Raw genomic sequence first — 12,244 nt, forward strand, 5'->3', positions numbered from 1 at the left:
GGGCGGGGGAGGGCATGTTAGCGCAACCGCGCTTCCGGTCGCACATGGCGGTTGTTGCCCCACATCTGGAGCGGGTGCGGGTCAAAGTCCCCGTCCGATGTCGTGAAATAATTTATTTGGCATCGCTGGCGGCGTATCTACTATCATTGCGGTATGCGCACGGATTCTCCTCGTTTTCCGGATTTCAAGGGCTGATGGCTTTCCCCCGCAAGTCATTGACGATCTTCCTGGTGGCTGCGTTCGTGTTGCTCACGGCGGTAGGGCTCTGGATGCTCGATGGAGTGTTCGCCGCCGACGGTTTCGGCGATGCCGCGGGGGGAGGGAACATCTTTGTTCCTTTTTTCGGCTTATCCATCGTGTTGCTCGCGGTAGTCGTCGCGTGGGCAGTGTGGCCCCTGTTGCGCCCGGCCGGCGCGTCGCCGCACATCGGCTCGGATGAGCCGGGAACGGTCTTCCCGCGGCCCGTCGACTTGTCCTCTGGCGAGATCCCGGACTTCAGCCATGTGGAGATCCCGGTTAGCGAGTACGCGCTGGAAACCTACAAGGCGGCTGTCGATCACGCACCGGCCGCGATCATGATCACCAACAATCGCGGCCGGATCGAATACGTGAACGAGGCCTTCCTGAAGACGTCGGGGTATTCGCGCAGGGAGATCCTCGGTCGCAGTCCCGCGATGTTCGGCGCCGGGCATACGCGCAGCGAGGTCTATGCCGACCTGTGGCAGACGATCCTGTCGGGCCGCGTATGGCGGGGCGAGGTGTGCAACCGCCGGAAGAGCGGTGAGGAATATTGGGAGAACATGGCGATCTCGCCGCTGCGGGACCGTTTCGGCCGGGTGTCGCATTTCGTCGCGGTGCGCGAGGACATTACCGAGCGCAAGGGGCGCGAGGACGGCCTGCGCCAGCTGGCGCAGGTCGACGCGCTGACGGGCATCGCGAATCGCCGCCATCTGATCGAGCGCGCCGAGCAGGAGCGGCGGCGGGCCGAGCGATTCGGCCAGCCCTTGGCGCTGCTGATGGTGGATATCGATTATTTCAAGACAATCAACGACGAACACGGACATGCCGTCGGCGACCAGGCGATCAGGATGGTCGCGCAGACCTGCGCCGTGAGCGTGCGCGAGATCGACGTCGTCGGGCGCTATGGCGGCGAGGAGTTCGTGATCGTGCTGCCGGGGACGCTGCCGGAGGGTGCGCGCGAACTTGCGGACCGTTTGCGGCAGCAGATCGCGGCCATCGAGATCGTGGGGGCGGACGGCGCGCCCATCGGTGTCACGGTGAGTATCGGCTTCGCGGCTTTCGAATCCGGCGACGAGCTGGAGCAGTTGCTGGCGGCGGCGGATGCGGCGTTGTACCGGGCGAAGAGCCTGGGGCGCAACTGCGTGGTGGCGGTCACGGATTTTCTGCGCAGGGAGCCGCCGGGCGACGTGCAGTGACGTATGGCGGTGCGCGGCAGCGTGCGCCGCCGTCAGTGGAAGTCGCGGCTTTGTGCGTCGAGCGCGCCGAGCAGCGCGGAATGATCGACGACGCGGCTCGCCAGCAGGTGCGTGACATCGCCCTGGCGGCTGATCTGGCCGAACACTCCCAGTAGGCGCGCGCCGAGCAGTTCCCGGCGCTGGCGTTCGATGAGTTCGGGCCGGACGATCACGTTGGCGAGCCCCGTTTCGTCCTCGATGGTCATGAACAGCGTTCCCTTCGCGGTGCCCGGCCGCTGGCGGCAGGTCACGATGCCGGCGGCCCGGGCGAGCTTGCGGTCGGGGCAGGCGGAGATTTCCGCGGCGGTGAGGAAGCGCATCGCGCTGAGCCGCTCGCGCAGCAGCGCGAGGGGATGGCGGCCGAGCGTGAAACCCAGCCGGGCGTAGTCGGCAACCAGTTCCTGTGCTTCGCTCGGCGGCGCGATTGCCGCGGCGCTCTCCAGCACCGGCGCGCCATGCAGCACGCCTTCCTCCGGCTGGCCGCCCGCGGCCTGCCAGAGCGCCTGGCGGCGGTGGCCGGCGAGCCCTGCCAGCGCGCCGGCGGTGGCGAGCAGCCTGAGTTCGCGGGCATCGAGCGCGGCGCGCAGCGCGAGATCGTCCACGCCGGCGAAGGGGTGCATGCTGTGTGCCGCGGCGATCCGTGCCGCGGCGTCGGCGTTGAACCCCTTGATCATGCGCAGCCCCAGGCGCACCGCGGGCAGCTCCGTGCCGTCCTCGGGTTCGAGCGTGCAGTCCCAGTCGCTGGCGCGCACGTCGGTGCCGCGTACCGTCACGCCGTGCCGGCGGGCATCCTGGATCAACTGTGAAGGGGAATAGAACCCCATCGGCTGGCTGTTGAGCAGCGCGCAGAGGAACACGGCGGGTTCGAAGCGCTTGATCCAGGCGGAGAAATACACCAGCAGCGCGAAGCTTGCGGCGTGCGATTCGGGAAAGCCGTAGCTGCCGAAACCTTCGATCTGGTTGCACAGGCGTTCGGCGAACTCTGCCCGGTAGCCGCGATCGGCCATGCCGGCAAGCAGTTGCGCGCGGTAGCGCTCGAGCTCGCCCTGGCGGCGCCAGGCGCCCATCGCGCGGCGCAGCTGGTCGGCATCGCCGGGGGTGAAGCCGGCCGCGACCACGGCGAGCTGCATGACCTGTTCCTGGAAGATCGGCACGCCCAGCGTGCGCTCGAGCACGTGGCGCACGCCGTCGTCCTGCGGTGCACCGGGATCGCGGCGTTCCGGGCGCGGATAGTCGATTTCCTCGCCGCGTTCCTTGCGGGTGCGCGCTTCGAGGTAGGGATGGACCATGCCGCCCTGGATCGGCCCGGGGCGCACGATCGCGACTTCGACGACGAGATCGTAGAAGCGGCGGGGCCTGAGGCGCGGCAGCATGGTCATCTGGGCGCGCGATTCGACCTGGAAGACGCCGACGGAGTCGGCCGCGGACAGCATGTCGTACACGGCATCGACTTCGCGCGGGATGTCGGCGAGGGTGAACGCCCGCCCGTGCCGTGCGGACATCAGCGCGAGGCCGCGGCGCAGGGCCGAGAGCATGCCGAGGGCGAGGACGTCGACCTTGAGCAGTCCGAGGGTGTCGAGGTCGTCCTTGTCCCACTGGATCACCGTGCGTTCGGGCATCGCGGCGTTCTCGATCGGCACCAGTTCGTCGAGGCGGCCGCGGGCGATGACGAAGCCGCCGACATGCTGCGAGAGGTGGCGCGGAAAGCCGATCAGTTCCTCGGTGAGGGCGGCGAGCCGCCGGACGGTCGGGCTGTCGGGATCGAGGCCGGCATCGCGCAGGCGTTCCGGCAGGATACGGCGGCCGTCGAACCAGAAGTGGTCGCGCGTGAGCCGCTCGATCTGCGCCGGCGGGAAGCCGAGGGCGCGGCCGACGTCGCGCAGGGCGCTGCGTGCGCGGTAGCGGATGACCGTGGCCGCGAGCGCGGCCCGTTCGCGGCCGTACTTGGAGTACAGGTACTGGATGACCTCCTCGCGCCGGTCATGCTCGAAATCGACGTCGATGTCGGGCGGTTCGTTGCGCTCCTTCGAGATGAAGCGCTCGACCAGCATGATGCCGAGCCGGGGATCGACTTCGGTGATGCCGAGCGCCCAGCACACGACCGAGTTGGCCGCCGAGCCGCGCCCCTGGCACAGGATCCCGCGGCTGCGGGCGAAGCGCACAATGTCGTGTACGGTGAGGAAATAGGCTTCGAAGCCGAGTTCGGCGATCAGCGCGAGTTCGTGTTCGATCTGTTTTCGTACCCGCGGGGGAACGTCGCCGTCCGGGCGATAACGCCAGCGCAGGCCGTCCTCGACCAAACGGCGCAGCCAGCCCGACGGGGTTTCGCCGTCCGGGACGAGCTCGGCGGGGTATTCGTAGCGCAGTTCGTCGAGCTGGAATCGGCAGCGCGTGGCGATGCGCAGGGTCTCCGCGAGCAGTTCCGGCGGGTAGCGGCGGGCGAGGGTGCTGCGCTCGTGCAGGCGGCGTTCGGCGTTCGCCGCGAGCCGGGAGCCGGCTTCGGCGACGGTGGAGTGGAGACGGATCGCGGCGAGCACGTCGGCAAGCGGCCGTCGAGCGGCTTCGTGCAGCAGCGCGCCCGTGGCCGCGACGGGACGGAGGCCGGCTTCGCGGGCGGCTGCCAGCAGGCTCGCAAGCCGTCCGGCATCGTCCGGTCCGCAGGCGAGTTCGACGGCGAGCCAGGCCGAGCCGGGAAAGCGCCCGTCGAGCCAGCGGCCGTCCGCAACGAGGGCGGCATGGTCGGGCGTCCCCTCGGGCGGCACGAGCAGGGCGAGACAGCCCGGCAGGCCGTCTTCGAGATCGGCGCGGGTCAGGCGATATTCGCCCTTGTCGGCGGCACGCCGCCCGAGGCTGATGAGGCGCGAGAGCCGGCCGTACGCGGCGCGGTCGGTGGCGAGCAGGACGATGCGGGGACCGTCGGCGAGGCGGATCTCGGTGCCGATGATGAGGTGCAGCGGCAGCGCCTGGCGCCGGATCTCCTGGTGTGCGCGCACGACGCCGGCGAGCGAGCACTCGTCGGTGATCGCCAGCGCGGTGTAGCCCAGTCCGGCCGCCTGTGCGGCGAGCTCCTCGGGGTGCGAGGCGCCGCGCTGGAAGCTGAAATTGCTCAGGCAGTGGAGTTCCGCGTATTGCGCTTCGCCGGGTGGGGCAGGAAGGACTGATTGGCTGTACATAAATACAGTATAAACTTCATGCGCCGGATTGCCCGCCTGCATGCCGCGATGCGCTGCCCGCGCCGGATGCGGATGACGATTGGTCGTGCGAATGTCATGTGTTTGGCCTAACATGCCGTAGACTCGGTGTGCAGCGCAGGGACGGAGCCGTAAGCGGATGAGCAAGCGAACCCTGGTGTTTCCCTTGACGGTCATCCTGATCGGCCTGGCCGTTGCCTTGGGCGTCGCCCGTCAGATGGCGGAGACGAACCGGCAGACCGCGAACGCCCGTTTCGACGCGCTCGCCACCCGGACCACCACCGCTCTGGTGGCGCGTTTCCAGACCTTCGAGTACGGCTTGAGGGGCGCGCGCGGCGCGATCATCGGGGCCGGCAGCGAATCGATACCGCGGAAGCGCTTCCTGCAATACACGCAGTCGCGCGAGGCCGACAGGGAATTCCCGGGTGCGCGCGGCTTCGGTTTCATCCGCCGCGTGGATCCTGCCGACGAGGCAGAGTTCGTCGCCGCCGTGCGCCGCGACGGCAGGCCGGATTTCCGGGTCATGCAGTTCGCGCCGCACGTGGGCGAGCGCTTCGTCATCCTGCATGTCGAGCCGGAGGCGAACAACCGCGAATCGATCGGGCTCGACATTGCATCCGAACTGAACCGCCGCACGGCCGCGTTGGCCGCGGTTCGTACCGGGCGGCCCGTGCTGACCTCGCCGCTGACGCTGTTGCAGGCGATGGGCAAGCCCGAGCGCGCCTTCCTCTTGCTCCTGCCCGTTTACCGTGGCGGATACCAGCCTGCGACGCCGGAAGAACGCTGGAATGCGCTGCTGGGGTGGGTCTATGCGCCGCTGATCATCGACGAGGTGCTGGCGGATTTCGACTTTCGCGGCGGCGAATTCGCGGTGTCGATCTACGACGCCGCCTACGCAGAGCAGCCGTTCCGCTTCTACGCATCGCCGGGGAGCGATCACGAGACTGTCGCAGGGCTGATCAGGAAGCTGCCGGTGGAGCTGTACGGCCGCGAATGGTTCGTCGAGGTCAGGGCGCTGGCGCCCTTCCACAAGGCGTTGAGCCTGCCGGATCCGCGCTGGTCTGCGGCGGGCATCCTCGCGCTGTCCGCCCTGCTCGCGAGTCTTGCCTACATCTATCTGCAGAATGTGCAGCGCAGCATCGGTGCGAGTGCCGAGGAAGCACGCCACGCCGCGCTCGTGGAGCAGGGCGCGCGCCAGCAGCGCATCGCCGAGCGGCTGCAGCTCGCGACCGAAGCCGCCGGGATGGGGGTGGCGGAATACCGCTGCGAGGACGGGCGCCTGAGCTGGGATGATCGTCTCCGCGACATCTACGGTCTATCCGCGGACGATTTCCCGATGCGAGTGGAGGACTGGCTGTCGCACGTATCCGAGAATGACCGTGGGGAAGTCGGCGTGGCATTCGATCGAGCACTGAAGGGCGGGACCTTCGACGCCAGCTTCCGTATCGAGCGCCCGGACGGCACGGAGCGCATCGTACGCTCGCTCGGACGCGCACAGCGGAGTGCAACGGGCGAAACACTGCGGGTGGTGAGCGTCACGCTGGATGTGACCGAGCAGCGGCAGAACGAGGAGGCTCTGCGACAAAGCGAGCGTTTCCTGAGTGCGGTCACCGGGAGCATTCCGACGATGATCTCGTATTGGGACGAAAGGCTGCGATGCCGCTTCGCGAACCGCGCGCTGCTGGAGTTTCTCGGCAAGCCTGCCGTTTCGGTGAGCAATGCGCCGATGGAGTTTGTGTTCGAACGCTCCCTGTACGAGACGAGCCGGCCGTACGTCGAGGATGCGCTCGCGGGACAGCCACAGAAGTTCGAGGCGAGCTTGGCCGACGATCGGAGCGGAGGCGTAAAGCACCTGTGGTGGCATCTGGTTCCCGATCACGACGATGGACGCGTTCGCGGCGTGTACGCAGTGGTAGCGGACGTGAGTGAATTGAAGGAGGCGCAGATCCGCCTGGAAGAGCTGAACTTCGAACTCACCCGCCAGTCGGAGCTCGCCGAGGCGGGGAGCCGCGCCAAGAGCGCGTTCCTCGCGAACATGAGCCACGAGATCCGCACCCCGATGAACGCGGTGCTCGGCCTGGCGTACCTGCTGGAACGGGCCGAACTGCCGCCGGCCGCGCGCGAGCTGGCACGCAAGATCCAGCGGGCGGGCCGTTCGTTGCTGGGTATCCTCAACGACATTCTGGACTTCTCGAAGATCGAGGCGCATCGGCTCGACATCGAGGATCAGCCCTTCCGCCTCGCAGAGGTGCTCGACGAGCTGGCGAGCACGATGGCGTACGCGTGCGAGGGTAAACCGGTGGAGGTCGCGGTCTTTCCGCCGCCACCCGGTACGGATTTCCTCATGGGCGACGCGCTGCGCCTGCGGCAGGTGCTGACCAATCTCGCGAGCAATGCCATCAAGTTTACGGAGCGGGGCGAGGTGATGCTGCGTGTCGCGCTGGCGGGCCGCGACGGCGATCGCCTGCGCCTGCGCTTCAGCGTGTCGGATACCGGGATCGGTATCCCGCCCGAGAAACAGGAAGAGATCTTCTCCCCCTTCAGTCAGGCGGATACCTCGACGAGCCGGCGATTCGGCGGAACCGGCCTCGGTCTGGCGATCAGCCGGCAGCTCGTCGGACTGATGGGCGGGCAGCTTGGCTTGCGCAGCGAACCGGGGCAGGGTAGCGAGTTTTTCTTCGAGCTGCCGTTCGCGCTTGCCGAACGGCCTGCCGCGCCACCGCCCGCGCTTCTCCCGCAGCGGGTGCTGATCGTCGATGACCATCCGCTGGCGCGCGAGACCCTGGGGGCGATTGTGATGGCGCTGGGGTGGACGGCTGAATTCGCCGATTCGGGCCCGGCGGCGATCGAGGTTGCGCGGGCGCGCCTGGACGCCGGTCAGCCGTTCGACATCGTGCTGCTCGACTGGCGCATGCCGGGCATGGACGGACTGGCGACGGCCGCCGCCATGCGTGTCATGACCGGCAGCGAAGCGCAGCCGGTCATCGTGATGGTGACGGCGGCCGATCGGGAAGCGCTGCACAGGCATCCGGACAGCCACTTCGCCGACCGCGTCCTGACCAAGCCGGTGACGGGTACGACCTTGCTCGAAGCGGTGGCGGAACTGGTCGCGAACAGGAGCGGCGGCGCGGTCGGCGCGCCATCCCCGACGCAGTCGGGCCGTCTTGCCGGATATCGGGTGCTCGTCGTGGACGACAGCGATATCAACCGCGAAGTCGCGCAGGGGATCCTCGAGGGCGAGGGCGCGCAGGTTGCGCAGGCGGAGCATGGCGAGGCGGCCCTTGCGCTGCTCGAACGACAGCCCGCGGACTTCGATGCGGTGCTGATGGATGTGCAGATGCCGGTCATGGACGGCTACGAAGCGACGCGCCGCATCCGCGCATCGGAAGCCCTGCGGGCCCTGCCCGTGATCGCGGTGTCCGCCGGTGCCTTCCACGACCAGCACGAGGCCGCCCTGCAGGCCGGGATGAGCGGTTTTGTGTCCAAGCCGTTCGCGGCCGAGGACCTGATATCCGCATTGCAGGCGTACGCGGCGAAGCGCACAGCGCCTGCGGCGCCGGTCGTGTCCGTCGCCGCTGCGGCCGGCGCGGGCGAGGCGCTGATCGACGTCGCGCTCGGCCTCAGGCTGTGGCGCGACGCGACGACCTATGCGACCTACCTGCAGCGTTTCGTCGATACCTACGGCGAGGAACCCGCCAGGCTTGGTGCTTTCCTGCAGAGCGGGGATGCAGCGACGGCCGCGGGCGCCGCGCACAAGTTGCGCGGCGCGGCGGGTGCGATGGGCCTGCTGCGCCTCGCGAGCGCGGCCGGCGCGGCCGAAACGGCCTTTCGCGAAGGTCCGGAGCCTCGCGGGGCGTTGGAGCGCCTGCGCGAGGCGATGGACGCGACGCTCGCCGAGATCGGAAGCTTCTTCGCCGCCGCGCAGACGCCTCCCGCGTGCGGGCCGCTCTCCGATCAGGCGTGCGCGACCGCGGATTGATGCCGGCGCGGTGCATTCCCTGGGCTGATCCGTTTATCCCCACGCGGCGTGAGCAGTCCTGTGGACAACGTGTGGGGATGCGCTGCAGGGTACTGATGCACAAGGAAATGTTGTGTCTGCACAAAAATGAGGCATTCTCGCAACACGCGTTGTGGGAAAGTTCCCGCTTATCCCCACCAGGCGTGGGCAGTCCTGTGGACAACTTGTGGGGATGCGTCGCAGAGGACTGACGCGTAAGGAAATGTTGCTTCTGCGCAAAAATGAGGCATCGACACAACGTGCTTGTGGGTCGTCCGATGCGCTCTGCTGCAGCTAGAATCGACGGTTTGCTTCGTTCTGCGGATTTGCCGATGCCCCACCAGCCCCGCGTGTCGTACGCCATCGCTCCTGCGCGTCCGGAGGCCCACGTCTTCGAAGTCAGCTGCACCGTCGCCGCCCCCGATCCGGCCGGGCAGGTGTTTCGCCTTCCCGCGTGGATTCCCGGCAGCTACATGATCCGCGAATTCGCCCGCAACATCGTCACGCTGCGCGCGGAATGCAACGGGCGGCCGGTGGCGGTGGAGAAGCTCGACAAGCATAGCTGGCGCGCGGCGCCGGTCGAGGCCGGGCGAGTATTGACGCTGAGCTACGAGGTGTACGCGTGGGATCTCTCGGTGCGCACTGCCCATCTCGATGCCACGCACGGATTCTTCAACGGCACGAGCGTGTTCCTCGCAGTGGAAGGCAAGACCGACGAGCCCTGCTACGTCGATATCCTGCCGCCCGACGGTCCGGCGCTGCAGACATGGAAGGTCGCGACGACGCTGCGGCGTCCGGCAGGGGATCCGCTCGCGGCGCCGGCGATGGGCTTCGGCCTGTACCGCGCGGAGAACTACGACGAACTGGTCGATCATCCGGTCGAGATGGGCTGCTTCACGCATGCGCGCTTCGAGGCCGCCGGCGTGCCCCACGACGTCGTCCTCACGGGGCGCCACGACTGCGACCTCGAACGCCTGTGCGCCGATCTGTCGCGCATCTGCACGTGGCAGGTCGAACTGTTCGGCACGCCCGCCCCGGTCGATCGCTATCTCTTCCTCACGACGGTGGTCGGTGACGGTTACGGCGGCCTCGAGCACCGCGCCTCGACCGCGCTGCTGACGAGCCGCAACGACCTGCCTTACGTCGGAATGCGCGAGCACACGGACGGCTACCGGACTTTCCTCGGCCTGTGCAGCCACGAGTACTTCCACACGTGGAACGTCAAGCGCATCAAGCCGGTGGCGTTCGCGCCCTACGACCTCGCCACTGAGAACTACACGCGCCTGCTGTGGGCGTTCGAGGGCTTCACGTCTTACTACGACGACCTTGCGCTGGTGCGCTCGGGCGTGATCGGCGTGGAGGACTACCTCGCGCTGCTCGGAAAGACGATGTCCAACGTGCTGCGCGGCAGCGGCCGCCTGAAGCAGAGTGTCGCCGACTCGTCCTTCGATGCGTGGATCAAGTACTACCGGCAGGACGAGAACGCGCCGAACGCAATCGTCAGCTATTACGCGAAAGGCGCCCTGATCGCGCTCGCGCTCGACCTCCAGTTGCGTGCCGCGAGCGCGGGGCGCAAGAGCCTGGACGACGTCATGCGTCTGCTGTGGCAGCGGCACGGCCTGACCGGTGAAGGGGTCGCGGAGGACGGGCTGTTCGCGCTGGTCGGCGAGGTCGCGGAAGCGGGCCTCAAGGGCGCGGGGCGGCGCCTGTCGCGCTGGCTGAAGGACGCGGTCGAGGGTACCGAGGACCTGCCGCTGGACGAGATCCTCCGCCCGTTCGGGATCGAATTCCGTGCCGAGGCGGCAGTGAAGGGAGGATCGCTGGGTCTGAAGCTTGCAGTCGGCAATGGCGAGGCGAAGCTCGCGAACGTGTTCGACGGCGGCCCGGCGCAGCAATGCGGGCTTTCGGCGGGGGACGTGCTCGTTGCCGTCGATGGCCTCAAGGTGACGGCCGCCTCGCTGGACGGGCAACTCGCGCGCCGCCGGCCGGGCGAGCAGGTGACGATCCACGCCTTCCGCCGCGACGAGTTGATGACGTTCACCGCCGGTCTCGCGGCCCCGCCGGCCGACACAGTGAAGCTCGCGAGCGGCAAGCGGGTGTCGGCGCCGATGCGCACCCTGCGCGAGGGCTGGCTGGGAAGCTGAGCGTCCGCCGGCGCGGATCTTGGGCGGACCTCAGGCAGACCTCAGGCTGCCCCCTCCTGCTGGCGCCGCATCACGGCGCGCAGCAGCCAGCCGAACAGCACCGCGGCGACCGTTGTCGACATCACGCCTGCCTCCCAGAAGCCGGCGACATGCGGGCCCGCGGTGCGCCAGGGCGCGTGGAAGCTCGCCCAGTAGCCGCCGGCGAGGCCCACCCCCCAGAAGCACACCGCGTGCATCAGCATCGGCACGAAGGTCACCTTGTAGCCGCGCAGGGCGTGTGCGGCGACGGTCTGTACCGAGTCGAACAGCTGGTAGAGGCAGACGTAGATCAGCAGCATCAGGCCGACTGCGCGCACGGCGACGTCTTCCGAAAACAGGGCGATGAGCGGCTCGCGCGCAATCCATAGCGCAATGCCGATGAGCGACGCGAGTGCGCCGGTGACGATCATGCCCACCCGTATCGTCATGCGCGCCCGGGCCCAGTCGCGTGCGCCGGCGGCCTGGCCGACGAGGACCAGCACGGCGATCGACATCGCCAGCGGCAGCATGTAGATCAACGCGGCGATGTTCGCGACGACGCGGTGGCCGGCGACGGACTCGGCGCCCAGGCGGGCAGCGAAAAGCGCGATCAGCGTGAAGGAGGACACCTCGATGAAGGTCGACAGGCCCATCGGTATGCCCAGGCGCAGCAGCCCGAGGATTTCCGCGGCCTGCGGCCCGCGCCAGTGCGAGAAGAGGCGATACGGCCGGTAGCCGGGATTGCGGGCGAGATAGGTGGCGCCGCAGGCGAAGGCGAGCCAGTTCACGATCGCCGTCGAGACGCCGCAGCCGAGCACGCCCAGCGGCGGCAGCCACAGGTGGCCATACACCAGCGCCCATGCGAGCGGGACGTGGGTCGCGGTGACGACGAAGCTGATCGCCATCAGCACGCGTGGCTTGCCGACGGCGTTGTTGAAGGCATAGAAGGTGCGGTACAGCAGCACGGCGGGCAGGCCCGCGGCCGTCGCGAGGAGGTACTCGCGGGTTTTCGCGTCGACATCGGGCGGGACGCTGCTCAGCTCCAGCAGGAAACCGGGGAAGACCATCAGCGCGATGCCGGGCACGGCGAGCATCAGCGCGAGCCAGAAGCCCTGCTGCAGCGCGGGGCCGATCCGCTCGGTGCGGCCGGCGCCGAAATGATGCGCGACGGTCGGCGCGACGGCCTGCAGCACGCCCACCACCAGCATCACGATGGAAATGTACACGCCGCTGCCGACCGCGACCGCGGCGAGGTCGATGGTGCCGTAGCGCCCGACGATCACGGTGTCGGCGATCATCATGCTCATCGACAGGATCTGCGCGACCAGCACCGGCCACGCATGGTGCAGCAGCTGGCGGGCAATGACGGACGAGGAGGTGGTCGACAAGGCGGACGACGAGGCGGAGGCGCTCAAGGAA

General features: G+C 68.4%; 5 protein-coding genes. 3 read left to right on the plus strand and 2 right to left on the minus strand.

Features of this window, described 5'->3' with window-relative positions; genetic code table 11:
* Positions 1–14: 14 nt before the first annotated feature.
* A complete protein-coding gene (locus GPA27_RS19315; RefSeq protein ID WP_246261262.1) occupies positions 15–1,436 on the plus strand; it encodes a sensor domain-containing diguanylate cyclase in 1,422 nt (473 codons plus the stop codon).
* 32 nt (positions 1,437–1,468) lie between these two features.
* Here GPA27_RS19315 and GPA27_RS19320 read toward each other — a convergent pair whose 3' ends face one another.
* Positions 1,469–4,648 carry an error-prone DNA polymerase gene (locus tag GPA27_RS19320; RefSeq protein ID WP_169142120.1) on the minus strand — a complete coding sequence of 1,060 codons (3,180 nt, stop codon included), beginning with the start codon at positions 4,646–4,648 and terminating at the stop codon, positions 1,469–1,471.
* 157 nt (positions 4,649–4,805) lie between these two features.
* Between GPA27_RS19320 and GPA27_RS19325 the strand changes: the two genes are divergently transcribed.
* Positions 4,806–8,645 carry a CHASE domain-containing hybrid sensor histidine kinase/response regulator family protein gene (locus tag GPA27_RS19325; RefSeq protein WP_169142121.1) on the plus strand — a complete coding sequence of 1,280 codons (3,840 nt, stop codon included), beginning with the start codon at positions 4,806–4,808 and terminating at the stop codon, positions 8,643–8,645.
* A gap of 350 nt (positions 8,646–8,995) precedes the next feature.
* Entirely contained in the window at positions 8,996–10,807 is a 1,812-nt protein-coding gene (locus GPA27_RS19330) for a M61 family metallopeptidase (protein WP_169142122.1), read from the plus strand.
* A 41-nt stretch (positions 10,808–10,848) separates the two neighbouring features.
* On the opposite strand, the gene GPA27_RS19335 is transcribed toward GPA27_RS19330, so the two are convergent.
* Positions 10,849–12,213 carry an MATE family efflux transporter gene (locus GPA27_RS19335; protein ID WP_373322784.1) on the minus strand — a complete coding sequence of 455 codons (1,365 nt, stop codon included), beginning with the start codon at positions 12,211–12,213 and terminating at the stop codon, positions 10,849–10,851.
* Positions 12,214–12,244 lie beyond the last annotated feature (31 nt).

This window comes from Aromatoleum toluolicum (assembly GCF_012911005.2).
Classification (GTDB): Bacteria; Pseudomonadota; Gammaproteobacteria; order Burkholderiales; family Rhodocyclaceae; genus Aromatoleum; species Aromatoleum toluolicum.